We start from the raw sequence: 24,639 nt of genomic DNA, 5'->3' as shown, positions 1-24,639 counted from the left end.
CGATGCAAGCCTCGAAAATTGTTGCATACAGAGAATTAGCCGAACAGGTTTTTGGCCAGCAGTTGTCAGCAAGCAGCAGTGTCAATGATTGGATGTTAACCAATGATAGCATTCATGCATCGGTATCAGGTGTGATACGCGGCGCTAAAGTGGTAAGGAGTTATCCTGCCGGAGATCATTATGTGACTGAACTCGAGTTAGATTTTTCCTTGGTATGGGCCTTGTATCAGCAGCAAAATAGACCGCGAAAAATAACAGAGATCACTTACTTTTAAGCTGTTCACTATTGAAGACAGGAAGCTGTAGGCTTGCTGTCTTTGATTTCCTTTCGATTACTCATTTCCTTCATGGTTTTCTCACCATTGTCTGGCCCATGGTTTTCTCATAACCATGGTTCTTAATCATCTGGTTAATGACAGTTGGGCTAATTCCTCTTCTGCCGACCATATTTCTCTTCTATGGTGAAGACCTGACTGTGTTTGGGGCTGAGCAATGTGGGAGTGGTTTCTAGAGTATCTCTTGTCATTATCGAGGCTAGGGTTTTGAGCTAGGGTTTGAGATTAGGGCTTCGAGACTAGGGTATGTTTATCTGGCTCATAAAGCGGGTATTGCTATCTTGAGGCTTGAGTCACTGTGATACTTAAATTGGAGCACTTAAAACAGTTAGGGCTGGGAAGTTAAAGATGGGCTGTTAGGCTTGGATATCATTGCCTAGGCTTGATATTGTCGAGGTCTTACCCTTGTCATTATAGGTCAAACTAGATGCATTGCGGCTAACTTGCAGTGCCTGGGAAAAGCGATTCATGCTGGCGATATTCAGTTCTATCAGGCTGAAGTTTGCGCTGTTTAATTGTTTACATTCATCCAGCAGCATTTTTATCGATGCCACTCGAGCCGATAGGTTTACATCATCCCTGAGTAGGGCCTTATCATCATGGAGGGATAACGCTTCATCTTTACTTTTCAGCTCATCGAGTAATCCTGCCTTGGCGCTCGCCAACGAAAGTAGCAGGTCTGCATCTTGATTGCTCAGTGCAGCGTTCTCATCTGTGATGATTATTTTTAGCTTATTAAGCAGTTCGAACTGATGTTCGACGATGTCGTTTATCTTGCTCATAAAATTACTAATGCATTCCCTTTAGGTCATTTTCAAACTGAGCTATGTTGCTAGCCAGTTTTTCTGGGTCAATCTTATAGCGCCCCTCTGCGATAGCCAGCTTTATTTCTTGAACTTTTTGCTCATTAATTTCTGGCATATCAGTCATTCTGGCTTGAGTGTTTTGTAGTTGCTGTGCCTGAGGGGTTAGAGATACCGAGTCACTCTTAGGTGGCGTACTCAGAGAACTGACCGCGTTATCACTGGTTTGTTCACTGCTTTTATGTGCAGGAGATTTGCTCATTTGAGTGTGTACTGCTGTGTTTGCTTGCTTAATATCAATAGCCATGTTTGGCTCCAACAATTAAAAATAAAAGAACATAATGGTATATCGGCAGTGATACCCTGAGCTTTAATAAAATTTAAGCAAAATTACATTCTGACCTCGACCTTGCCTACATCTATGACTCTTGCGTCGACACGTTTATTCGAATAGGTGTTCTTAATACGAATTCTATCACCTAAATTACCATCCTGCAGCGCTTCTCCGACGGTTTTTATTTCAAAGTTCTCTGTGCGTGCAAAAATTGACACCGAATCTCCTTTGCAGACGAAACAGAGGTTATTACTGAATATTGGCTGATCGGGCGCAATTCTTCTTTTTACTCTGGTACCAACAACCTCGTCCAGATGATGGAATTGCTGACCTCGTAGAATAGTTTGCTCTACATACTTGATGGCAATGTCGCCTTTAGCGATTAAATCCCCTGGTCCCAACGTCGCTCTGGAGACAACAACCGGGTAAAGAATGTCGACTCTTACGGAGATGAATATTTGCCAAGGGTATTGAAGTTGCGGACTGTTACAGGTTATTTTTACCGTGTTGTTGCGTTTTATCGCTCTGTTACTGGCTAATTCCGCCTTTATGGGGGGGAAACATAATGGTGGCTTGAGCCGCGTGTCTAAACGTTGCGGGATAATGTTAACTCTTGCATGCTCCGCGACATTTATTTTTTCTTCTACAACCCCTATAGCTAATTGGGATATGGCCGATAGAGAAGGCACACTCGCATCTTGTCTGCTTAACGCATGATTTGACAAAAATACCAAACTGAAGAGGACATATTTTACTTTCATAATGAATAGACTAGCTTGATAAGCTAGATTATACCTATACTTTCTTAGTGATCGAAAAATTGCCTTCTCAATAATAAACTTAAGGCGCCATAAACTTGACTATAAAAGGGCCAAGTTGTGAGATATTTACCACTCATAAGAAAGCAAGCAATTACTATGCCTAGTGTTCATAAATTATGAATATTCGGTCACATTTAAAAGACGACAGGGCAAGCGCATTATGTCAAGCATTCTTGAGTCAGTGAACAAACGAACACAGTTAGTTGGTCAGAACCGTTTAGAGTTATTGTTATTTAAACTCAATGGTCGTCAAAGGTATGGCATCAATGTTTTTAAAGTAAAAGAGGTACTGCAATGTCCACCTCTTACCAAGCTGCCTAAGTTAAACCCTTATGTGAAAGGGATCGCCCATATTCGTGGTCAGACGATTTCGGTAATCGATTTGAGTGCGGCTACAGGCGGGCGGCCCGTCGAAAATATCGATAACTGTTTCATCATCATTTCTGAGTACAATAGGAGTGTTCAAGGCTTCTTGGTATGTTCGGTTGAGCGGATCATCAATATGAACTGGGAAGCCATCTTACCGCCACCAAAGGGGGCTGGACAATACTCATATCTCACGGCTGTGACCGAAATTGAAGGCGAGCTGGTAGAAATACTCGATGTGGAGAAGATTCTTGATGAGATCTCGCCGGTTAACACTGAGATAAGTAAAAAAGCCGATGAACAGCTGACCTTAGATAGGGAAAAACATTTCCATATTATGGTCATAGATGATTCGGCCGTGGCCCGTAAACAGATCATTAGGTCACTAGTGTCATTAGGTTTGCAGATAGATACAGCCAAAGATGGCAGAGAAGCACTGGACAAATTGACGGCGATTGCTGCCGAAATGGACGATGTATCGACCGAGATCCCGCTCATTATCTCAGACATTGAAATGCCTGAAATGGACGGCTACACCTTAACTGCAGAGATCAGAGACAACCCTAAGTTGAAGAATATTAAAGTGGTGCTGCACACGTCTTTGAGTGGGGTATTTAACCAAGCCATGGTTGAGAAAGTTGGCGCAAATGATTTTATTGCTAAATTTAATCCAGATGAACTTGCAGCAGCAGTCAATAAGCATTTGAGCCTTTAATGATCATTAGGGCGCAGTAAGTTACAATAAGCTTGTTTATTGTGACTGTCTCGTGTATAAAACTGCGCTCGGATTGGATCTCGTTATACTGAGTTTAGTTAAGTCGTTATAGCTGTTTTTTTGATACTAGGATATCAAGTTGCCGAATAAATCACTCGCTGAAACCGAATATACACAATTTAGACTTTTTCTGGAGCAACACAGCGGTATCGTGCTGGGCGATAATAAGCAGTATCTTGTGCGGAGTAGGCTGGCACCCTTGATGGGCGAGTATAATCTGCCCTCACTTTCTGAAGTCGTTAGGCGTTCGATGAAGCCCACAGAGCGTCAGCTCAGGTCGGCTGTGATCGATGCCATGACGACCAACGAAACCTTGTGGTTCAGAGACCGCTATCCTTTCGAACTTCTGTCGAGCGCACTCTTACCCGGCTACTCAAAACTGGGCCGGCCACTTAAAATTTGGTCGGCGGCGTGTTCGTCGGGGCAAGAACCTTACTCATTAGCGATGACTATCTTAGAGTATCAACAGAAGAGACCCGGTACTTTACCTGGTAGTGCATCCATTTTAGCCACAGACTTGTCACCTTCTATGCTCGAGAAGTGTAAGAATGGTGAATACGATAATTTAGCCTTAGGTCGTGGCTTGTCAGATCAGAGAAAGCGTCAGTTTTTTGATTCTACCAGTTCCGGGACCATGGTCATTAAAGATAACGTGAAGAAATTCATTAACTTCAGAGCTCATAATTTGCTTGAAAATTATACCTTGCTCGGTAAGTTTGACATTATTTTCTGCCGCAACGTACTGATCTACTTCGCCCCTGAGGCAAAGGAAAAAATATTGCGGCAATTTGCTGCCGCATTGAACCCTAAAGGCATACTCTTTCTTGGCGCTTCGGAGTCTATCGCCGGCTTAACCGAAGAATTTGATATGGTCAGATGTAATCCAGGCATCTATTACCAGAAGAAAACTTAACCGCCGACAAGACTCGTGGTGCTAGATGGCTGACGAGTTCTATTGGACAGCCGTGCCCCTCCCATAAGCTTACGGCTCACCTATTTGACCCTACGAAGATGCCAACTTTCTGACTCGTAGGGCTTTCACCGGCTCATTTCGAGCAATATTCACCTCAAGAGCGAAAACATTCTGCTTCACATGGTCGGCCAAGTTTTAACTTGTCAGTTTTCGGCCCTTAATATCGAGATCTTGTCAGCGTTTAGCGGCTAAGTATCCTCGTCGGTTAGCATGCCCTTCATTTTTGGCACAAGTATTGCTTTATTTTATGATATCGAGTTCAGGAGGCAATTTTATGGCGATTAATTTTGATAAGGCATTGGGTGTGCATCAATACACACTCGGGATCAGAGCCCAACGTGCTGAAGTTATCGCATCTAATATTGCCAATGCCGATACTCCCCATTATAAGGCTCGTGATGTTAACTTTGATAAGGCATTACAAGCTGCAACCAGTAGGCAAGGTGGTTTGGCTATGAGCCGCAGTGATAGTCGACACTTTGATCTGGCGGCGTCATCACAACAAAGTCATGGATATCGAGTGCCGAATCAGCCTGATACTGGTGATGGTAATACGGTAGATATGCAAAAAGAACAGTCAGAATTTATGCAAAATGCACTCGAATATCAGATGTCGCTCGGCTTTCTCGATGGTAGGTTTGCTGGTCTGAAGAAAGCATTAAGAGGAAATTAATCATGAGTCTATTTAATATCTTTAATGTTGCCGGTTCTGGCATGTCGGCTCAATCAATAAGATTGAATACCACAGCGAGTAACCTAGCTAATGCCGATTCTGTTTCAAGTAGTGTCGATAAGACCTACCGTGCGCGTCACCCCATTTTTGAAGCCGAGATGGCCAAAGCCAGTCATCAACAGCAATCATCACCCTCGGTCGTGGTGAAGGGCATAGTAGAAAGTGATGCCCCCTTGTTGAAAGAGTACTCTCCAAACCATCCCATGGCTGACGGGGATGGCTTTATCTATAAACCTAACGTCAATGTGATGGAGGAGATGGCTAATATGATTTCGGCATCCAGATCATACCAAATGAATGTTCAGGTGGCTGATGCAGCAAAATCTATGCTTCAACAAACCCTTAGAATTGGCAAATAATAGGAGGTAAAAAGTGAGCCTCATTAACCCACTTAGTCAAACTCAACCCTCAGGGGCACAGGCTCAAACGTCGACTCAGTCGAGTGCGCCGTCCAAGCAAGCCTCTGCTGTTGAATCGGCCGCAACTCGGTCTACTGAGCAGACGTCAACGGGAAATCCGTTTCTCGATGCGATTCGTCTGCCTGATGAGAAAACAATACCAGAGTCAAATAATCAAGAGCTGAGCCAAGAGGATTTCTTCTCTCTCTTGAGCCAACAGCTGTCGATGCAAGATCCTTTTAAACCTGTCGATAACGATCAGATGATTGCGCAAATGGCGGCTTTTTCTACCGTTGACGGCATCAGTAATCTCAATGATGAGATTGTTAATCTTAATGCCGTGATGACCTCTAGTCAGGCACTGCAAGCTTCTGGACTGGTGGGGCAGAAAGTATTGATCCCGTCGGATACCGGCCATCTCTCGGAGGAAGACCCAGTGCTTAAGGGAGTCGTGAGTACGCCTGAGGCTATCGAGACCATAGTGGTACGCATCGAAGATGAGAAAGGGCAACTGATCACCACGTTTAACATTGATGGTAGTCAGGGCGGCAATGTCGATGTGTCCTGGGATGGATTGGACAAAAATGGTGAGCCGATGCCAAGTGGCATTTACTCGATTAAAGCCAGTGGTAGAGTCGATGGACAGAGTGAAGATCTGGCAGTGTCAACTTATGCTCATGTTACCAGTGTCTCTCTAGGGACCGCATCTACCGGTTCAATCTTAAATTTACGCGGTATTGGCGGCATTAAACTTGGTGACGTCTTGGCGGTTTCAGAGGTGTGATATCGTTTCTAGGCGTGCTGTAATGAATTGAATTTGAATCGAGGTGAATTATGTCGTTTAACATAGCATTGAGTGGCATCGCAGCTGCGCAGAAAGATCTAAATACCACGGCAAACAATATAGCCAACGTGAATAGCATTGGCTTTAAAGAATCCCGTGCTGAGTTCGCCGATGTGTACGCGAATTCCATCTTTGCTAACGGTAAAACGGCGGTCGGCGGTGGTGTAACCACCAGTCAGATCGCGCAGCAATTTCATCAAGGCAGTATGCAATTTACCAATAACGCGCTGGATTTGGCGATCAATGGTGGCGGATTCTTCGTGACCTCGTCAGATCTCGAAGCCCAAGACCACTCCTTTACCCGAGCGGGCGCATTTAAAGTCAATTCCTCAGATTACCTGGTTGACTCACAAGGAAATTACCTACAGACCTTTCCTGTCGATAAGGATGGCAACTCGACATCAGTGAGTTTAACCACCACCAAGCCGGTGCGGATCCCTGATACGGCGGGTAGTCCCGAGAAGACGGAAAATATTAGCATTCAGATGAACCTTAATGCCCGTGATTCTACGTTAGATCCCGCCCTGTTTGATCCTAACGATCGTGATACCTATAACAACTCCACCGCGGTGACCATGTATGATTCCCTGGGTGAGCCGCATATCTTGACCACCTATTTCGTGCGTCCACCGAATGCGGCTTACACCGGTGAGAGTAATTGGGTGGCCTTCTATGCCGTAGATGGTGAACAAGTTGACTTGGCTGGCGCGGCTGGGGTATACGATCAAGATACAAGCGGTGATGGCACGGCAGATGTGACAGGGACTCCAGCTGTTACAGCTGGAGGTTGGAAAGGCGCTGTGCTCAAGTTCAACGATACGGGTGCACATACCAGTACCTCTCCTGACCCTATTACAACTGTGCAGTTGGGGGTTGGCGGTGCAGGTGTACTAGGTCCTGGAACCGATGGAACGCAGACTCTGACGATAGACTTTAATAATCCGACGCAATATGCCTCTACGTTCGAGGTTACCGAGTTAAATCAGGATGGCACCACTGTGGGTCGTCTCACTAATGTCGAGGTCGGCGCCGATGGCTTGATTAATGCCAGTTACAGTAATGGCACCACAGTCGCTCTGGCTCGGGTGGCATTGGCGCGTTTTGCCAATGAGCAAGGCCTGAGCCAAGTGGGGAACACTTCCTGGAAGGCTAGCCAAAGTTCGGGCCAGGCACTGGCAGGTGAAGCCAATAGTGGCACCTTCGGTAGTATTCGCTCATCTGCATTAGAGCAATCGAATGTCGACTTGACCACAGAGCTGGTGGATCTTATCTCTGCTCAGCGAAACTTCCAGGCGAACTCTAGAACACTGGAAGTGAATAATACCTTGCAACAGACCATATTGCAGATCCGATAATCGGCTGCTTATTCGTCTGTTGCGCCACTAGCCTGGTTAAATCAGGAAAAACATTAGACAGGCAAGGTAAAATTTGAATACCAATGGGAGAGACTCTCATTGCCTGTTGAATTAAATTGAATTCTGGTGGTATCTAGTATTCCACCTGCCGTTATCGATTGAATATAGGTAAATTATGTCATTTAATATCGCGTTGAGTGGAATTGCTGCCGCTCAAAAAGATCTAAACACCACGGCGAACAATATCGCTAACGTGAACAGTATAGGCTTTAAAGAGTCTCGCACTGAGTTTGCCGATGTGTATGCAAATTCTATTTTTTCTAATAGTAAGACTGCCGTTGGCGGAGGAGTGACAACCAGCCAAGTTGCTCAGCAATTTCATCAAGGGAGTATGCAGTTTACCAATAATGCTTTGGATATGGCCATTAATGGTGGTGGTTTTTTTGTCACCTCTTCTGATATTAATGGCCAGGATCAATCCTTTACACGTGCCGGTGCGTTTAAAGTGGACTCGAGTAACTATTTAGTCGATTCTCAAGGAAACTATTTGCAAACCTTTCCGGTAGATAAGGATGGCAACTCGACATCAGTCAGCCTGACTACGACTAAGCCTGTTGCGATACCTGATACCGCTGGCAGCCCGCAGATGACAGGCGATATTAGCATACAGATGAACTTAAATGCCGGTGACTCTACATTAGATCCTGCCTTGTTCGATCCTAACGATCGCGATACCTATAATAACTCGACGGCCGTGACCATGTATGACTCCTTGGGTGAGCCGCATATTATGACCACCTATTTCGTGCGTCCGCCGAATGGGGCTTATACCGGTGAGAGTAACTGGGTGGCCTATTATGCGGTGGATGGCAAACAAGTCGACGTAGATGGTGCAGCTGGCAGCTATCAAACGGATACAGATGCAGACGGTACCCCAGATGGAACCGGCACTGCAGTGACTGCTGGCGGTTGGAAAGGTGCAGTGCTCAAGTTCAACGATATTGGGGCATACACCGGCAGTGATCCTGCCACAATTAAAACAGAATCTTTGGGCGTCGCTGGTGCCAATGTGCTAGGGCCTGGCACCGATGGCACGCAAACTCTGACGATAGCGTTTAATAATCCGACTCAATATGCCTCGACGTTCGAGGTGACCGAGCTGAACCAAGATGGTACCACTGTGGGGCGTCTAACCAATGTCGAAGTTGGCGCAGATGGTTTGGTTAATGCCAGTTACAGTAATGGCACAACAGTCGCACTGGCTAGGGTGGCCCTGGCGCGTTTCGCCAATGAGCAAGGTCTGACTCAAGTGGGGAACACTTCTTGGAAGGCTAGCCAAGATTCGGGTCAGGCATTGGCTGGTGAGGCTAATAGCGGTACTTTTGGCAGTATACGTTCATCTGCGTTAGAGCAGTCGAATGTAGACTTGACCACAGAGCTGGTGGATCTGATCTCTGCTCAACGTAACTTCCAGGCGAACTCAAGAACACTGGAAGTCAATAATACCTTGCAACAGACCATATTACAGATCCGATAACGAGGACACTCGGAGTCAATAATACCTTGCAACAGGCAATACTAGAGTTACAGATCCGATAACGAGGACACTTGGAGTCAATAATACCTTGCAACAGGCAATACTAGAGTTACAGATCCGATAACGAGGACACTTGGAGTCATAATACCTTGCAACAGGCAATACTAGACTAGAGATGCGATAATTTGCTCGATATAGTGTCATCGATACAAGAAGGCATTGCCGCCCGGCAATGCCTTTCCGCTTAATAGCCTATCTTTTTTTACGCCTCTATATCCAAGCGCCAATTATTTGTTTTTATTCTGGCATGATGTTTGCTTTATTTTGTTATCAGCAAGTATTAACCAAATGATTGACGGAGGAACCCAGTGGATAAATTACTCTATGTCGCCATGAGTGGCGCAAAGCAGAATATGAACTCCCTGGCTGTACGGGCAAATAATTTAGCCAATGCCAATACCGACGGCTTCAAGGCGGATATGGAGCAAGCTCGTTCGATGCAAGCATTCGGTGAAGGCTTGCCGACCCGCGTATTTGCCATGACTGAGAGTCCATCGGCTGACTTTTCTGCGGGCCCCATCAAGACCACAGGTAGAGATCTCGATATCGCGGTTAAAGGTGAAGGTTGGATTGCGGTGCAGAGCGCCGATGGCGGAGAGGCATACACTCGCTCCGGCAGTTTAAGTTTTGACACTAGTGGCCTACTGCGCAACGACCGCGGAAATCTTATCATGGGGGATGCCGGTCCTATCGTGTTGCCACTGCCTATCGAGAAGGTAGAGATTGCTCAAGATGGCATCATCTCAGTCAGACCCTTAGGCTCTCCGGCAGAAAACATCGAAGAAGTTGGCCGTATCAAGTTAGTCAACCCTGGCAATCAGAATTTGATGCGAGGGGAAGACGGTCTGTTCAGATTAATATCTGGTGACAATGCCCCTGCGGATGCTTTTATTACCTTAGAGAGTGGTGCAGTGGAAGGCAGTAATGTTAATGCCGTCTCTGAGATGGTGTCACTGATTGACTTACAACGTCAATTTGAGATGCAGGTCAAGATGATGAAAACAGCAGAAGAGATGGATAAAGCCTCTTCTTCATTAATGCGTATTAGCTAGGAGTAATATTATGCATCCCGCGTTATGGATTAGTAAGACAGGTTTAGATGCTCAGCAAACGAATATATCGGTGATCTCTAACAACGTGGCCAACGCGAGCACGATTGGTTATAAGAAGAGTCGTGCGGTTTTTGAAGACCTCCTCTATCAAAATGTTAATCAAGCTGGCGGTATCAGCGCGTCAAATACCAAGTTACCCAATGGGTTAAATATCGGTGCTGGTACTAAGGTTGTCGCGACTCAGAAGGTGTTTACCCAGGGGAACTTGCTAACGACCGATAACGCCATGGATATGATGATTAACGGACCTGGTTTTTTTGAGATACAACTGCCAGACGGTACGGCGGCTTATACCCGCAATGGCCAATTTACCTTAGATGATACCGGGCAAATGGTGACATCAGGGTCAGGATATGTGGTCCAGCCGGGCATAACCATTCCTGATGATGCCACTGGGATCACTGTGTCTGCCGAGGGCGAAGTCTCGGTTAAGACACCTGGAACGGCAGAGAATCAGGTTGTCGGCCAATTAGCAATATCAGATTTCATCAATCCAAGCGGACTGGACCCCATGGGACAGAATTTATACCTTGAAACGGGTGCCAGTGGCACGCCAATTCAAGGTACTGCGTCGCTGGACGGCATGGGGGCCATTCAACAAGGCTCGCTGGAAACCTCGAATGTTAACGTGACCGAAGAGTTGGTGAATCTTATCCAGAGCCAGCGCAACTTCGAGATGAATTCAAAAGTTATCACGGCGGTCGATCAGATGCTGTCTTACATAAACCAGAATCTCTAGAGGCTAGTCGATGAATACATATTTTTCTCTATCAGGATTGTTGTTGGCCTTGTTGTTGAGTGGCTGCAGTTCGACGAGCGATAACAAGCCGATCCCCGACGACCCTTACTATGCCCCTGTGTACCCAGAAGCACCGCCGACTAAGATTGCCGCCACAGGTTCCATGTATCAGGACAGTCAGGCATCTAGCCTCTATTCCGATATTAAGGCGCTCAAGGTCGGTGACATCATCACAGTGATTTTAATGGAAGAAACTCAGGCGTCGAAGAGTGCCAACAATGAACTTAAGAAGGGCACCGACTTATCACTGGATCCCATCTATGCTGGAGGTGGTAATATCACCATAAGTGGACAGCCCATAGATCTGCGCTACAAGGACAGCATGAATACCAAGCGTGAGTCTGATGCCGATCAGAGTAATAGCTTAACCGGCAGCATCTCGGCCAATGTGATGCAGGTACTCAACAACGGTAACCTAGTTATTCGCGGCGAGAAGTGGATAAGTATCAATAATGGCGATGAATTTATTCGACTGACCGGGGTGGTACGCTCACAAGATATACGTCCGGATAACACCATAGACTCACCACGTATCGCCAATGCGCGAATTCAATACAGTGGTACCGGCACATTTGCGGACGTGCAAAAAGTGGGCTGGCTCAGTTCGTTCTTTATGGGCAGCTGGTGGCCCTTCTAAACCTGCCACATAGCCCAGTCATGTTTAAGGAGTTAACCTTATGAAATTAAATATGCTCTATCTTTTCCTACTCATGTTCGTCGCTGGACCGAGTCAGGCCCAAAGGATAAAAGATATCGCCGACGTTCAAGGGGTGCGCCATAACCAGCTCATAGGTTATGGTATGGTCGTGGGTCTGCCAGGCACGGGTGAGAAGACGCGTTACACCGAGCAGACGTTTAAGACCATGCTGAAAAACTTCGGTATTAATCTTCCTTTTAATTTCAGGCCTAAAATTAAGAATGTGGCCGTCGTTGCGGTCCATGCGGATATGCCGCCCTTTATCAAACCAGGACAGACTCTAGATGTCACTGTGTCGAGCTTGGGCGAAGCCAAGAGTCTGCGCGGCGGAACCTTAATCCAGACCTTCCTCAAGGGGGTCGATGGCAATGTCTATGCCATTGCACAGGGCAACATGGTGGTCAGTGGTTTCAGCGCAGAAGGTCTAGATGGCTCTAAAGTCATTCAAAACACGCCTACAGTTGGCCGAATTCCAAACGGCGCCATCGTCGAGCGTACAGTGGCTACGCCTTTTTCGAGCGGCGATTACCTCACATTTAATTTACGTCGCGCCGATTTCTCCACCGCAAAACGATTAGCCGATGCCATCAATGAGTTGCTGGGCCCCGGAATGGCGAGGGCATTAGATGCGGCTTCGATACAAGTTAGCGCGCCAAGGGATGTGTCTCAGCGAGTGTCCTTCCTGGCGACATTAGAGAACATTCAGGTCGAACCTGCATCCGGTTCTGCCAAAATTATCGTAAACTCACGTACCGGGACCATAGTGGTAGGCCAAAATGTGCGTCTGTTACCTGCGGCAGTGACCCATGGTGGCTTAACCGTTACGATTGCCGAAGCGACTCAGGTATCACAGCCCAATGCCTTGGCACGTGGCCAAACCGTGGTGACCTCAGACAGCACCATAGATGTCAATGAGTCAAACCGGCGTATGTTTATGTTTAATCCTGGCACGACACTGGACGAGCTGGTTAGGGCGGTTAACTTAGTGGGCGCGGCTCCCTCAGATGTGCTGGCTATTCTGGAGGCCTTGAATGTGGCTGGAGCGCTGCAGGGGGAACTCATCATCATCTAGCTATATGCTCTATTTTATGAGCTGGCTATCTTTAACATTAGGGCCTGATTCCAGACCCTAATGCTTCTCTTCATTAGCCTATCACTCTCCAATGCCCCTAAAAACTCGATGTTTATTGGATTAACACTCAATCTATCGATGATCTGGCATGTGCCTTGCTTTATAAAAACCATACCGTCTGATTATTGTCGGCACAACCGGGAACTTTTATGCAAAAGCTGTCAAATTCATCACATTTTATGGACATCGGAGGTCTCGACTCGTTAAGAGCCAAGGCCTTGAAAGATGATAAGGCCGCTTTGAAGGAAGTTGCCCAGCAATTCGAAGGGATCTTCGTGCAAATGTTGATGAAGAGCATGCGGGCTGCCAATGCAGGCTTCGAATCGGATAGCCCGATGAATAGCCAATCCACCAAATTCTATGAGCAGATGCATGATCAGCAGATGTCGATCAACTTATCAGAAAAGGGCATCTTGGGTCTCGCAGAGATGATGATGCAGCAACTTTCTCCCGAAACCAGCAAGGTTACCCCAGCGTCTGCACTGCGTGGGGGCGAGCAAGGCCACTTGTCTCAGGCATCGTTCAAGGCGAATGTGATGAATCGGGCGATAGCACCGGATGAAGACATCAATTCCAGGGGCAATTCAGACACTAACCCCATGGGCCCTGTAGACAGTATTTTGACAGGCAAGAGTTTGCCATCCGCAGTGAGGCAGTCAGAATTGACCTTCAACGATAGAGATGATTTTGTCGCTAAGCTTTACCCCCATGCAGCAAAAGCGGCGCTAGCGTTAGGCACTAAACCCGAAGTCTTGATAGCACAATCGGCTCTGGAAACGGGTTGGGGTCAGAAAATGGTCAAAGGAGCTGGAGGCGGATCTAGTAACAACCTTTTTAACATCAAAGCGGATAAACGTTGGCAGGGTGATAAGGCTCTGGTCACTACGCTCGAGTTCGAACAAGGCATCGCGGTACAACAAAAAGCCGATTTTCGTGTCTATGAAGACATAAAGCAAAGTTTTGATGATTTTGTCAGTTTTATTTCTACAGGGCCTAGATATCAAGAAGCGTTAAAGAAAGCCGCCAACCCCAACGAATTTATCAAGGCATTACAAGATGCCGGTTATGCAACGGATCCTCACTATGCCGATAAAGTGATTAAGGTGATGGAATCGATTAAGCCGGATCTTAGTCTGCCATCTCTGGGAGCAAGGTAATGATTTTTATTGCTAACAGAGTTGAGCTTTCCACTTTGCCGCAAAGAGTGCAGCAAAGAGAGCAACAAGGTGTGATGTTAGATGAGCCGCAACTAGATAGGAGTCGTGTGTAATGTCTATGGATCTGTTGAATATTGCCCGCACCGGTGTCTTGGCTTCTCAGGCCCAGCTTGCTGTGACCAGTAATAATATCGCTAATGCTAATACCCAGGGATACCACAGGCAAGTTGCCGAACAGTCCAGCATAGGATCCCAGAGTATGGGGGGAGAATTCTATGGTGCAGGCACCTACATTTCAGATGTAAAACGTATCTATAACGAATATGCCGCTCGCGAGCTGAGGATCGGTCAAACGGGTGCCAGTGAAGCTCAGACCACTCAAACTAAGATGAGTGAACTGGATCAACTGTTTTCACAAATTGGTAAATCCATACCACAGGGTCTGAATGACTTGTTTGCCAGTTTAAATAGTTTAGCCGATCTGCCTGATGATATGGGCATTCGTGGCTCTGTGTTAGGTTCTGCAGGCCAACTGGCGGATAGCCTGAACCAGATGCAATACCATCTAGATGGTCAGATGAAGCAGACCAATGATCAAATCGCCGGCATCACGGACCGAATCAATGAGATCAGTAAAGAGCTGGGTCAACTCAATCAAGAGTTGATGAAGTCTCAGGGTGAAGATGCGCACTTGTTAGATAGGCAAGATGCCCTCATTCAGGAGCTGAGCCAATATGCGCAAGTGAATGTTATTCCGTTAGATACCGGCGCTAAAAGCATCATGTTAGGTGGTGCTGTGATGTTGGTTTCCGCTGAAGTATCTATGTCCCTAGGCACTATGGCGGGAGACCCTCATCCGGGAGAGCTAAGAGTCGTCGCTAATATAGGCAGCCAGAGCCAGACCATAGATCCGGCCAAGATGGGGGGGCAGCTGGGGGCCTTGTTTGAATTTCGCGATGAAACCCTCATTCCGGCAGAACTCGAATTAGGCCAACTTAGCTTAGGTGTCGCAGATGCGTTCAATCAGGCCAATGGTCAAGGTTTCGACCTTAATGGTGATATGGGCCAGAACATCTTCAAAGATATCAATGATCCGACTATGTCTGTTGGGCGAGTAGGTGGTTTTGCGTCAAACTCAGGTACGGCTAACCTAAGAGTCAATATTGATGATGTAGGCGGCTTGTCCGGCAGCAGTTTCGAGTTGAAATATACGGCCCCGGCAACCTATGAGTTGAAAGACACAATCACTGGCAGTGTCAGCCCACTGACCTTAAATGGCACACAGCTCGACGGTGCTAATGGTTTCTCTATACATATCGATTCAGGTGCATTAGCCGACGGCGACAAGTTTGAAATAAGGCCCTCTGCTGGCGCGGCTGCGAGTATTGCCGTAGAGATGACGGATGCCAAAGGGATAGCCGCTGCGGGTGCTAAAGTGACACCAGCTTCGTCCAATTCTGCTAATACTCAAATCGAGATCATTAGCATAGATAGGAATAATGCCAATCTTCCACTGACGGGGTCTGAGTTAACGTATCAGATTGATCCGCTAGCCAATACTTTTACCGTATTCGATGCATCAGGCACTTTAGTGAGTGGCGCAGCGGCATATACTCCACCGACAATTACCAGTAATGGCTTTAGTTTCGATCTTGATACGACCTCGACTTCAACGCAGAGCTTCACTTTTGATTTTTCATTTGCCCCAGGTGATAACACCAATGCAGTTGCCATGGCGAATTTGAGTGAAGCCAAGTTGATGAACAGTGGTGGCTCGACATTGAGTGATGTGTATCAAGGCACCAAAATAAGTGTGGGTGGCAAAGCCAAGGCGGCCGACATTGCCGCTGGAACGGCGCAGTCAGTTTATTTACAGGCCTATAACCGAGTGCAGAGCGAATCTGGGGTGAATATCGATGAAGAAGCGGCCAACCTACTGCGATTTCAGCAAGCTTATCAAGCATCGGCGCGGATAATGACCACGGCCAATGAAATTTTTGACACCCTATTGAACGCGGTTAGATAAAGGAGGCTGATATGAGAATTTCTACGGCTCAAATGTTCAATCAAAGCATCAACAGTGTGCTGGATCGGCAATCGGCAACCAGTCAGATCATGGAGCAATTATCCACAGGTAAGCGGGTCAATACCGCGGGAGACGATCCTGTTGCGGCCATAGGCATAGATAACTTGTATCAGCAAAACGCCCTGGTCGATCAATTTATAAAAAACATCGATTATGCAACCGGTCACTTAGCGGTTGCTGAGAGCAAGTTAGGCAGCGCTGAACGCTTAGTCAGTTCAATCCAAGAACAGGTACTAAGCGCCGTAAATGGTAGCTTGAGCGATACGGATCAGGTGACGATTGCTAACGAGATGAGGTCGAGTCTCGAGGAGCTGTTATCCATTGCAAACTCAAAAGATGAGTCCGGCAATTATCTCTTTTCAGGTGATCGAACCTCGACTCAACCCTTCGCCTTCGATTCATCAGGGAACATAGTTTATAGCGGTGACAGTGGCGTGAGGCAAGCCGTTGTGGCATCCGGAGTCACAGTCGGCACAAATTTGCCGGGCGATAGCGTGTTTATGAACGCGGCGAATGCCTTAGGTGATTTTAGCGTCAATTATTTGCCAGGCCAAATCGGTGAATTTAATCTTGCCAGTGCCAATATTGTGACTCCTGGTGGTCATGTACCTGTGGCACCTGAGGGATATACCTTCAGCTTCACCGATAATGGAACCGGCGGCGTTGATTTAGACGTTGTTGATTCGGCTGGCACATCACAAGTGGTGGTGGCTAACTTCGATCCCAGCAAGCCTGTGAGTTTTAATGGCATCGACGTAAAAATCGATGGAGCCCCAGCGGCAGGGGATACCTTCACCCTGTCCCCGCAAACTGAAGTCAGTATTTTTGACTCGATTAATCAGGCTATAACACTGCTCGAATCGCCTAATAAGATTAACACCCCCCAGGGCAGCGCGGAGTTGGCACACTTATTGGGTAATATTACCAGTGGGACAAGGCAAATAGATTTCGATCGAGGCATTGCAGGTAACGACTTAAAACGTGTCGAGAGTTATCAGTCAGGTCATGAAGATGTAAAGTTAGTCAATAGTTCAGCCCTGTCATTGTTGGAGGATTTAGATTACGCCTCGGCGATTACTGAGTTTGAAAAACAACAATTGGCGTTAAATGCCGTATCGACTCTATTTGGCAGAGTGAGCTCGACCTCTTTATTTGATTATATATAAGCGTGAACAACGAGCGTGCAAGCATCCTAGAGGGGGAGGGACTCAGGCTTAATCCTTATCACTGGGCATTCTCAAGTTTTTTTTAAAAATGTCTAAAGTAAAAACGAGTATTGCCGTTAAATACATTGTAACCGAACAGATCCGCCTGGCTTCGCGCAGACAGGCATAGTCTAAACAGTCAGGTATAAAAGGAAACGAATTATGGCTATTTCAGTAAACACCAACGTCACATCAATGAAGGCACAAGGCAGCTTAAATAGTGCTAACAATAGTCTACAGACTTCTATGGAGCGGTTATCCACGGGTCTTAGAATTAATAGTGCAAAAGATGATGCGGCAGGACTACAGATTTCAAATCGTATGACCAGTCAGATTAACGGTCTTGACGTGGCAATGCGTAATGCGAATGACGGTATCTCTGTTGCGCAAACGGCTGAAGGTGCGATGCAGGAATCAACCAATATCTTGCAACGTATGCGTGAGCTGTCGCTCCAGGCTGCGGGTGGAGGTCTAAACCAGGTAGATATGGATTCAGTCCAGAGCGAGTTAATGGATATGAATGCTGAATTAACCCGTATTTCAGACACGACCGATTTCGCAGGGAAAAACTTACTCGATGGCAGTTACGGTACACAAAAATTCCAAGTCGGCTCAAATGCAAATGAAACCATCTCAGTGACTATCGACTCAACGGCTGCTAACGCCATCGGACTTCATGAAGTGAAAGGTGGCGGTACCGTTTATGGCAACACAGATGCAAACGATTTAGCCACCCAGCTCGCTACGGTTACAGCTGGCGACATCTATATCAATGGTAAGACAGTCGGTGTCGCAGGTGGACCAGCGGGAGTGGCGGATTCAATCAATGCCTCAGGTGCAGGCGTCACAGCCGAAGCTAAGTTAGAGACGACCATAGGGGCATTAACTGCAGCCGACGACGGTACGTTAACTGTCGGTGACAAAAGCTATGACTTACAGAAATATGCCGGCGAGATGGATAAACTGGCTGAGGATTTAACCAGTGATGGTTTCGATGCCACGTATGATGGTACCGAAATCAACTTGAAAGCGAGCGGAGTTGATGGTGCAGAAATCACTGGCAGTACTGCCGGTACTGTTACATTGGGTGGTACTGCTGCCGGCGTGGGTAGCGTATCACAAGTCGCAGAACTTAAGATCACATCTTCACAAGGCTTTACGATGGGCTCTGATGGCACCGCAGATACGGCGGAGCTAGTCGGTAATAGCAAATCCGCCCTAAGCTCTGTGTCTGCCATCGACCTCTCAACCGTTGACGGCGCACAAGATGCCCTAGGCGTTATTGATGGCGCACTCGCGAGTATCGATAGCCAACGTGCGGACTTAGGTGCGGTACAAAACCGTATGGGCTTCACGATTAACAACCTGCAAAATATTCAGACCAATGTGGCAGATGCTCGAAGTCGTATTCAGGATGTTGATTTTGCCAAAGAAACAGCGGAGATGACCAAGCAGCAGATCTTGTCGCAGACATCATCAGCTATGTTAGCTCAGGCGAATCAGTTACCACAAGTCGCCTTGTCGCTACTTTAATCGTCACCCTAGTGCATGAGTCAAATGAAGCAGTAGGGTCATAGCGAACTCATCACGTGATTAAGGGGAGATTCAGCAGTGGATCTTCCTTTTTGTTTATCGCCAGGTGATATTTAATGGCATAATTTCTACATCAGGATGAAAACAGGTTTAGACAAGGGATTGATAAACGAGAGGAGCTTGCATCGGATGAATATTAACTTAGTCAGTCCATCGACTATCACAAGTAACAAGAGCGAAGTGCCAGTCCCGCTCAAAGGGACGACTGCAGAGACCACTGATATTGAACCAAGAGCCGCAGTCAAAGCCGTTGAAGAGAGTCATAAAGTCTCAGAGATGACCGAGGAAGCAAATCCTGAACAATTACAGCAAGCTGTTGCTGAACTTAGTGATACCATGTTGCTGATGAAAAAGGGCTTGGCATTTAGGATCGATGAGAGTTCTGGTGTCTCAGTGGTCAATGTGATGGATATGGACTCGGGGGAGACGATTCGTCAAATCCCCACCGAAGAAGCATTAAAGTTGGCACAGAAGTTGTTCGAGGTTTCCGGGGGACTGATGAAAACGGAAGCATGATGACTTGTTACGTTAGTTTGTTTTTTACACTGGTTAGCGTTTAGCCTACCCAGTTGAGTCATAGGAGGAAGCATGGGAATATCTGCAGCTGGTATCGGCTCAGGAATGGACATCCCTGGCATAGTCAATGCGCTAGTTGGCGCCGAAGAGGCGCCAAAAATAGCGAGGTTCAATGCCGAGGAGGGCACGCTTAATGCCAAGATATCTGCTATTGGCTCACTCAAGAGTGCCATGTCAGATTTCCAAACTCAGCTAGAGTATCTCTCCAATCCTGAGTCTTTTATCAATCAGAGAGTGAAACTCTCAAACAGTGATTATTTTAGTGCAACGATAGATGAGACCGCGATAGCCGGTAGCTATAGTTTGGTGGTAGAGGAGTTGGCTCAAAGTCAAAAAGTCAGTACCTTAGCATCGTCCGATGCCGAAGCGGCTGTCGGTGAGGGGACGCTAAGTTTTACTGTTGATGGAAACAGTTTCGATATTGCGGCCAATGCCACCGATTCGTTGTCGTCCTTAGTAGAGAAGATAAACAGTGCCGAAGATAATGTTGGCATCTTAGCGACGATCATTAATGACGATGATGGGGCTAAATTGGTATTAACCTCTACGAGTACAGGTACTGCCAATCAAATTAGTGTCAGCGCAACCGATGTCGGTCCCGGCACACCGCTCAGTGATACTTTCACCATGACCCAGGTTCAGGAAGCCAAAGACTCCCGCATAAAAATTGATGGTTTAACGGTAACCTCCAGTTCTAACACGGTAACCAACGCAATAACCGGTGCCACCTTGACACTGACCGAAGCGGATCCGAACAAGACAACGACCCTGACGTTTGAGCGCGATACCGGAGCGGTTAAAAATGGCATTATCAGTTTCGTGGATTCCTATAATAGTCTGCTAAAAACACTCGATGATATGTCAAGCTACGATCCCGAGACTAAGACAGCCGGGATTTTACAGGGTGATAGGCTGGTACGCGACATTGAGAGGCAGCTGAGAAGGATAACGTCAAGTGAGTTTAGCACCCCAGATGGTAGCCTTTTCCTATCTTCAATGGGGATAAGTGCGACGCGTGAAGGTCCGTTAGAAATCGATAGTGACAAGTTAGATGAGGCCCTCGAGTCCAATTTTGAGCAGATAAAAACCCTTTTTAGTGCTGAAGATACTGGATTAGCCACAACGTTAGATACCCTGGCTGAAAAATATCTCCAAGCAGGCGGCGTATTCGAAATTCGTGATGATAGTTTAGATAACCAGGTAGAAAGGATTACGGACAGTAGGGAACGTTTAAAGACAAAGATGGCGTCCTATGAAGCTCGGCTGTATAAGCAGTACAATGCTATGGATGCCATTGTGGGTCAGTTAAATGCCCAGAGCAGCATGTTGCAATCGAGATTGGATTCTTTACCTGGAGTCGTGAGGAAAAACTAGGGAGCGGCATTATTGGCGCGCTCATGGTTTATTGCGTATTAGTGAGGAAAAGACTCAATGCAAGAACTGAATGATGTAAACGAAGCCTTGTCGTTAAGTTTACTTAATCTGGATGAAATCGATGTTAATTATGAGCAAGGTGATGAACTGGTATCAGACTTGCAGAATTTACTCGGTCGGCGTCAAAAAATGCTCGAACACCTAGTTGCAGATAGTGATTTTGACAACAGAGCGTATCTAGAGCAGCAATTAATGCTGACACAAAAATATAAAGTACAGGCAAGGAAAGTCATGAGGCTTAGGCAAAGTTTGTTACAAAACAGCAAACAAGGCCAACGTCAAATTAATGCATATAAGATGATAAATTCAAATAGGTAGGTTTTTATGAGAAGGTCATTACAGTCATACCGTCAAGTATCGGTAGATAGCGAAATAGCGGTAGCTTCGCCTCATAGAATTATTCAGATGATGTTTGAAGGTGCGCTGCAACGAATTGCCCAGAGTCGTTATGCGATAGAGCATACAGACCCAGCAACCAAAGGCATCAATATTGGTAAGGCTATAGGTATCATCAATGGGCTTAATAACAGCTTGAATATGGATGCTGGGGGAGAGATAGCAGCTAATGTGAGTGCTCTGTATGACTTCATGTTGCGTCGTCTTTCTGAAGCGAATATAAATAACGACGTGCAAGCGTTAGTCGATGTTAGTGATATGTTGAAAACCATCAAGGAAGGGTGGGATGCGATTCCAGAAGCGCAGCATCATATTGTGTCGCATACAGAAGCTGTGTAGTTTTAATTAATTTCGGGGCGCGCAGCCCCAAATAATTGGCCTGAGTCAATTATTTGACAAAACATTATGGATTCGTTGGATTTATCAGCTAGAATCAAATGAGTTTAATGAATATGAATCCAGTTAAGCATTAAATGCGTCAGAGACTTGCTAATAGCTTGCTGATAATACACTATTCCTCATGGTAGTGATTTTGTTTAAATGTGTAATGGAAACACTACATCTCTTTTTAGCAACAAACACTAATAATTAATGCGAATAATAACGAGCGCTTTACGGCTTTTTTAATGATGCAAACAGATCAACGAATTCTACTTGTCGGTAACCAGTCTGAGCGAATGAATCGCTTATCATGTGTATTTGAGTTTTTAGGTGAGCAAGTTGAGTTAGTCTCAATCGATAAACTTGAACTGCGACTACGAAGTACTCGATACCGGGCCTTGGTTATTACTGTTGACTCACAGTCTAAAGAGTTATTTCAATCCCTTGCAGGGAAACTGCCTTGGCAGCCAATTTTATTGCTAGGTAAGCAGGACGGCGTCAACGCCTCTAATATACTTGGCTATATAGAAGAACCACTGAATTATCCCCAATTAACGGAATTACTGCATTTCTGTCAGGTCTTTGGCCAGGCAAGACGTCCAGAAACTCCCACCAGTGCTAATCAGACTAAGTTATTTAGAAGTATGGTGGGTCGAAGTGCAGGGATAGCACAAGTCAGGCATTTGATTGGCCAGGTGGCCCCTTCTGAAGCGACGGTCTTGGTTCTGGGTGAGTCGGGTACAGGTAAAGAGGTTGTCGCAAGAAATATACATTATATTTCTGATAGGCGCGATGGCCCCTTCATTCCGGTTAACTGTGGTGCCATTCCTGCCGAGTTGTTAGAGAGTGAACTATTCGGCCATGAGAAGGGCTCATTTACCGGTGCCATCAGTGCCAGAAAGGGTCGCTTCGAACTCGCTGAAAAGGGCACGCTTTTCTTAGATGAAATTGGCGATATGCCACTGCAGATGCAGGTTAAACTACTCCGTGTACTCCAGGAGCGAGTGTTTGAACGTGTCGGTGGCAGTAAGCCTATCAAGGCCGATGTGCGTGTCGTTGCTGCGACTCATAGAGACTTGGAACTGATGATCTCCGATGGTGATTTCAGGGAAGACCTCTACTACCGCCTCAATGTATTCCCCATTGAAATGCCTGCCCTATGTGAAAGAAAAGACGATATTCCCTTACTCTTACAAGAGCTGATTAGCCGAGTTTACAATGAAGGTCGTGGCAAGGTTAGATTTACCCAGCGAGCTATCGAGTCTCTCAAAGAGCACCGATGGGCCGGCAATGTCAGAGAGCTTTCCAACCTAGTCGAGCGACTCACCATACTCTATCCTGGTGGTCTGGTCGATGTGAACGATTTACCGCATAAATATCGGCATATTGATGTGCCTGAATATTGTGTGGAGATCAGTGAAGAGGAGCAGGAACGCGATGCCTTGGCCGCTATCTTCAGTGATGAAGAGACGATAGAGATCCCCGAAACTCGCTTCCCAAGTGAGCTTCCTCCGGAAGGAGTCAACTTGAAAGATCTTCTTGCTGAGCTTGAGATAGATATGATCAGACAAGCGCTCGAGCAGCAAGATAATGTTGTTGCCCGCGCTGCAGAAATGCTGGGGATCAGGCGTACAACCTTAGTCGAGAAGATGCGTAAGTACGGTATGGGTAAGGATTAAATAGCAGTTCCTAGGCCCCTAGGAACTCGCGCCCTTTTCTCATTTGGCCCACTTTGTGCATCTGCCCCGTTAGCAGCATTTTTTTGACGGAGTGGATATGTCCGTAAGTCCTCAATTACAACTTAATCGTTTGAACCAAGAATCGCCTAAATGCTTGGATACAGCGCCAGCTGCCAATATGTCGAATCGTATGGAGCATATTTTGCAGGCTATGCCATCGGGGATCATCATCATCAATGGAGATGGACTGGTCACAGAGGCTAATCCGGTTGCTGTAGAGCTGTTAGGCTTACCCTTAGAAGGACTCAAATGGCTGCAGATCATCAATCGTGCCTTCTCCCCTCGAGATGATGATGGTCACGAAGTCTCGCTTAAGAATGGCCGCCGGGTAAAATTGGCCATAACGCCGTTAACGCCCGAGCCTGGACAATTGATTGTGCTTACCGACCTCACCGAAACTCGCTTGTTACAGAAGAACCTATCACATCTACAGCGTTTGTCGGCATTGGGGAAAATGGTGGCAACTCTGGCACATCAAGTGAGGACTCCGTTAACCGCGGCACTACTTTACGCGTCTAATCTGGCCAGTACCAAAATATCGGCGCAATCGAGAGCCCGCTTTCAGACCAAGCTAGTCGACAGGCTCAATGAGCTCGAACATCAGGTCAATGACATGTTGTTGATGGCGAAGGGAAGAGGGCAAGATCAAGGCGAGGCACATCAGGTGTCAACGATTTTCGATAATGTGATGGCCAATTGTGAGCCCATTGCAGAGCAACACTGGTGTAAATTAATACGAGTCGATAATTCTGTCAGCGAGTTTTTGGCTAATTCTGCTACATTAAGTTCTGCAATTAATAACTTGGTGATCAATGGCATAGAAGCTGGGGCGACACTTATCGAGTTAAGAGGATGCGAAACTGAGCATCAAATTCAGATCCATGTTACCGATAACGGCAAAGGTTTAGATAAAGGGATGCAACAAAAAGTACTCGAACCTTTCTTCACCACTAAGCCCCAAGGCACAGGTCTGGGCCTTGCGGTAGTGCAATCTGTAG

At 46.5% G+C, this 24,639-nt stretch carries 25 protein-coding genes; 22 read left to right on the top strand and 3 right to left on the bottom strand.

Annotated features, from left to right (window positions below; all coding sequences use genetic code 11):
- A partial coding sequence (locus HRU42_RS16230; protein WP_295032510.1) for an LPP20 family lipoprotein occupies positions 1-275 on the top strand: 275 nt, incomplete at its 5' end.
- A 416-nt stretch (positions 276-691) separates the two neighbouring features.
- Here the strand turns inward: HRU42_RS16230 and HRU42_RS16225 are convergent.
- The 3 genes from HRU42_RS16225 to flgA form a co-directional block, all read right to left on the bottom strand.
- Positions 692-1,117 (bottom strand): flagellar export chaperone FlgN, encoded by a 426-nt coding sequence (locus HRU42_RS16225; RefSeq protein ID WP_295032509.1) that lies wholly within the window; start codon positions 1,115-1,117, stop codon positions 692-694.
- Between the two features lie 7 nt (positions 1,118-1,124).
- On the bottom strand, positions 1,125-1,445 hold the full coding sequence (flgM, locus tag HRU42_RS16220; RefSeq protein ID WP_295032508.1) for a flagellar biosynthesis anti-sigma factor FlgM: 321 nt from the start codon (positions 1,443-1,445) through the stop codon (positions 1,125-1,127).
- Positions 1,446-1,528: 83 nt separating this feature from the next.
- Positions 1,529-2,233, bottom strand: a complete 705-nt coding sequence (gene flgA, locus HRU42_RS16215; RefSeq protein WP_295032506.1) for a flagellar basal body P-ring formation chaperone FlgA — start codon at positions 2,231-2,233, stop codon at positions 1,529-1,531.
- Between the two features lie 220 nt (positions 2,234-2,453).
- On the opposite strand from flgA, the gene HRU42_RS16210 reads away from it, so the two are divergent.
- The 21 genes from HRU42_RS16210 to HRU42_RS16110 form a co-directional block, all read left to right on the top strand.
- Positions 2,454-3,374, top strand: a complete 921-nt coding sequence (locus tag HRU42_RS16210; protein WP_295032504.1) for a chemotaxis protein CheV — start codon at positions 2,454-2,456, stop codon at positions 3,372-3,374.
- Positions 3,375-3,507: 133 nt separating this feature from the next.
- Positions 3,508-4,347, top strand: coding sequence for a protein-glutamate O-methyltransferase CheR (locus HRU42_RS16205; protein ID WP_295032512.1), 840 nt, complete (start codon positions 3,508-3,510; stop codon positions 4,345-4,347).
- Positions 4,348-4,681: 334 nt separating this feature from the next.
- A complete protein-coding gene (gene flgB, locus HRU42_RS16200; RefSeq protein ID WP_295032503.1) occupies positions 4,682-5,080 on the top strand; it encodes a flagellar basal body rod protein FlgB in 399 nt (132 codons plus the stop codon).
- A 2-nt stretch (positions 5,081-5,082) separates the two neighbouring features.
- A complete protein-coding gene (gene flgC, locus HRU42_RS16195; RefSeq protein ID WP_295032501.1) occupies positions 5,083-5,499 on the top strand; it encodes a flagellar basal body rod protein FlgC in 417 nt (138 codons plus the stop codon).
- A 13-nt stretch (positions 5,500-5,512) separates the two neighbouring features.
- Entirely contained in the window at positions 5,513-6,322 is an 810-nt protein-coding gene (gene flgD / locus HRU42_RS16190; RefSeq protein ID WP_295032499.1) for a flagellar hook assembly protein FlgD, read from the top strand.
- Positions 6,323-6,372: 50 nt separating this feature from the next.
- On the top strand, positions 6,373-7,737 hold the full coding sequence (flgE, locus tag HRU42_RS16185; protein ID WP_295032497.1) for a flagellar hook protein FlgE: 1,365 nt from the start codon (positions 6,373-6,375) through the stop codon (positions 7,735-7,737).
- A gap of 175 nt (positions 7,738-7,912) precedes the next feature.
- Positions 7,913-9,274, top strand: coding sequence for a flagellar hook protein FlgE (gene flgE, locus HRU42_RS16180; RefSeq protein WP_295032495.1), 1,362 nt, complete (start codon positions 7,913-7,915; stop codon positions 9,272-9,274).
- A 368-nt stretch (positions 9,275-9,642) separates the two neighbouring features.
- Complete coding sequence (gene flgF, locus HRU42_RS16175; protein WP_295032494.1) at positions 9,643-10,386, top strand: flagellar basal-body rod protein FlgF; 744 nt, start codon at positions 9,643-9,645, stop codon at positions 10,384-10,386.
- A 10-nt stretch (positions 10,387-10,396) separates the two neighbouring features.
- Positions 10,397-11,185 (top strand): flagellar basal-body rod protein FlgG, encoded by a 789-nt coding sequence (flgG, locus tag HRU42_RS16170; protein WP_295032492.1) that lies wholly within the window; start codon positions 10,397-10,399, stop codon positions 11,183-11,185.
- Between the two features lie 10 nt (positions 11,186-11,195).
- Positions 11,196-11,882 carry a flagellar basal body L-ring protein FlgH gene (flgH, locus tag HRU42_RS16165; protein ID WP_295032490.1) on the top strand — a complete coding sequence of 229 codons (687 nt, stop codon included), beginning with the start codon at positions 11,196-11,198 and terminating at the stop codon, positions 11,880-11,882.
- A 40-nt stretch (positions 11,883-11,922) separates the two neighbouring features.
- Positions 11,923-13,014 (top strand): flagellar basal body P-ring protein FlgI, encoded by a 1,092-nt coding sequence (locus tag HRU42_RS16160; protein WP_295032488.1) that lies wholly within the window; start codon positions 11,923-11,925, stop codon positions 13,012-13,014.
- 209 nt (positions 13,015-13,223) lie between these two features.
- Positions 13,224-14,231 (top strand): flagellar assembly peptidoglycan hydrolase FlgJ, encoded by a 1,008-nt coding sequence (gene flgJ / locus HRU42_RS16155; RefSeq protein ID WP_295032487.1) that lies wholly within the window; start codon positions 13,224-13,226, stop codon positions 14,229-14,231.
- A gap of 112 nt (positions 14,232-14,343) precedes the next feature.
- Positions 14,344-16,257, top strand: a complete 1,914-nt coding sequence (flgK, locus tag HRU42_RS16150; RefSeq protein WP_295032485.1) for a flagellar hook-associated protein FlgK — start codon at positions 14,344-14,346, stop codon at positions 16,255-16,257.
- An 11-nt stretch (positions 16,258-16,268) separates the two neighbouring features.
- Positions 16,269-17,483, top strand: coding sequence for a flagellar hook-associated protein FlgL (gene flgL / locus HRU42_RS16145; protein WP_295032482.1), 1,215 nt, complete (start codon positions 16,269-16,271; stop codon positions 17,481-17,483).
- Positions 17,484-17,684: 201 nt separating this feature from the next.
- Positions 17,685-19,055: a flagellin gene (locus HRU42_RS16140; protein ID WP_295032481.1), complete on the top strand. Its 1,371-nt coding sequence runs from the start codon at positions 17,685-17,687 to the stop codon at positions 19,053-19,055.
- Positions 19,056-19,244: 189 nt separating this feature from the next.
- Entirely contained in the window at positions 19,245-19,631 is a 387-nt protein-coding gene (locus HRU42_RS16135; protein ID WP_295032479.1) for a flagellar protein FlaG, read from the top strand.
- A gap of 72 nt (positions 19,632-19,703) precedes the next feature.
- Positions 19,704-21,065 carry a flagellar filament capping protein FliD gene (gene fliD, locus HRU42_RS16130; protein ID WP_295032478.1) on the top strand — a complete coding sequence of 454 codons (1,362 nt, stop codon included), beginning with the start codon at positions 19,704-19,706 and terminating at the stop codon, positions 21,063-21,065.
- Positions 21,066-21,122: 57 nt separating this feature from the next.
- Positions 21,123-21,443: a flagella biosynthesis chaperone for FliD, FliT gene (locus tag HRU42_RS16125; RefSeq protein WP_295032476.1), complete on the top strand. Its 321-nt coding sequence runs from the start codon at positions 21,123-21,125 to the stop codon at positions 21,441-21,443.
- A 6-nt stretch (positions 21,444-21,449) separates the two neighbouring features.
- Positions 21,450-21,860: a flagellar export chaperone FliS gene (gene fliS / locus HRU42_RS16120; protein WP_295032474.1), complete on the top strand. Its 411-nt coding sequence runs from the start codon at positions 21,450-21,452 to the stop codon at positions 21,858-21,860.
- 287 nt (positions 21,861-22,147) lie between these two features.
- On the top strand, positions 22,148-23,581 hold the full coding sequence (locus HRU42_RS16115; RefSeq protein WP_295032473.1) for a sigma-54 dependent transcriptional regulator: 1,434 nt from the start codon (positions 22,148-22,150) through the stop codon (positions 23,579-23,581).
- 97 nt (positions 23,582-23,678) lie between these two features.
- A partial coding sequence (locus tag HRU42_RS16110) for an ATP-binding protein (protein ID WP_295032471.1) occupies positions 23,679-24,639 on the top strand: 961 nt, incomplete at its 3' end.

The sequence above is a fragment of the Shewanella sp. genome (assembly GCF_013214165.1).
Classification (GTDB): Bacteria; Pseudomonadota; Gammaproteobacteria; order Enterobacterales; family Shewanellaceae; genus Shewanella.
The sequence above is the reverse complement of the archived record's forward strand: the minus strand, read 5'-3'. Positions and strand labels throughout refer to the sequence as shown.

Bases quoted from the DNA above. Each gene is read 5' to 3' on its own strand.
- flgM (WP_295032508.1), bottom strand. From the start codon at position 1,445: ATGGCTATTGATATTAAGCAAGCAAACACAGCAGTACACACTCAAATG.
- HRU42_RS16115 (WP_295032473.1), top strand. From the start codon at position 22,148: ATGATGCAAACAGATCAACGAATTCTACTTGTCGGTAACCAGTCTGAG.
- flgL (WP_295032482.1), top strand. From the start codon at position 16,269: ATGAGAATTTCTACGGCTCAAATGTTCAATCAAAGCATCAACAGTGTG.
- flgB (WP_295032503.1), top strand. From the start codon at position 4,682: ATGGCGATTAATTTTGATAAGGCATTGGGTGTGCATCAATACACACTC.
- flgG (WP_295032492.1), top strand. From the start codon at position 10,397: ATGCATCCCGCGTTATGGATTAGTAAGACAGGTTTAGATGCTCAGCAA.
- flgJ (WP_295032487.1), top strand. From the start codon at position 13,224: ATGCAAAAGCTGTCAAATTCATCACATTTTATGGACATCGGAGGTCTC.
- HRU42_RS16125 (WP_295032476.1), top strand. From the start codon at position 21,123: ATGCAAGAACTGAATGATGTAAACGAAGCCTTGTCGTTAAGTTTACTT.
- fliD (WP_295032478.1), top strand. From the start codon at position 19,704: ATGGGAATATCTGCAGCTGGTATCGGCTCAGGAATGGACATCCCTGGC.
- HRU42_RS16135 (WP_295032479.1), top strand. From the start codon at position 19,245: ATGAATATTAACTTAGTCAGTCCATCGACTATCACAAGTAACAAGAGC.
- HRU42_RS16160 (WP_295032488.1), top strand. From the start codon at position 11,923: ATGAAATTAAATATGCTCTATCTTTTCCTACTCATGTTCGTCGCTGGA.
- fliS (WP_295032474.1), top strand. From the start codon at position 21,450: ATGAGAAGGTCATTACAGTCATACCGTCAAGTATCGGTAGATAGCGAA.
- HRU42_RS16210 (WP_295032504.1), top strand. From the start codon at position 2,454: ATGTCAAGCATTCTTGAGTCAGTGAACAAACGAACACAGTTAGTTGGT.
- flgH (WP_295032490.1), top strand. From the start codon at position 11,196: ATGAATACATATTTTTCTCTATCAGGATTGTTGTTGGCCTTGTTGTTG.
- flgC (WP_295032501.1), top strand. From the start codon at position 5,083: ATGAGTCTATTTAATATCTTTAATGTTGCCGGTTCTGGCATGTCGGCT.
- HRU42_RS16225 (WP_295032509.1), bottom strand. From the start codon at position 1,117: ATGAGCAAGATAAACGACATCGTCGAACATCAGTTCGAACTGCTTAAT.
- flgE (WP_295032495.1), top strand. From the start codon at position 7,913: ATGTCATTTAATATCGCGTTGAGTGGAATTGCTGCCGCTCAAAAAGAT.
- flgE (WP_295032497.1), top strand. From the start codon at position 6,373: ATGTCGTTTAACATAGCATTGAGTGGCATCGCAGCTGCGCAGAAAGAT.
- flgK (WP_295032485.1), top strand. From the start codon at position 14,344: ATGTCTATGGATCTGTTGAATATTGCCCGCACCGGTGTCTTGGCTTCT.
- flgA (WP_295032506.1), bottom strand. From the start codon at position 2,233: ATGAAAGTAAAATATGTCCTCTTCAGTTTGGTATTTTTGTCAAATCAT.
- HRU42_RS16140 (WP_295032481.1), top strand. From the start codon at position 17,685: ATGGCTATTTCAGTAAACACCAACGTCACATCAATGAAGGCACAAGGC.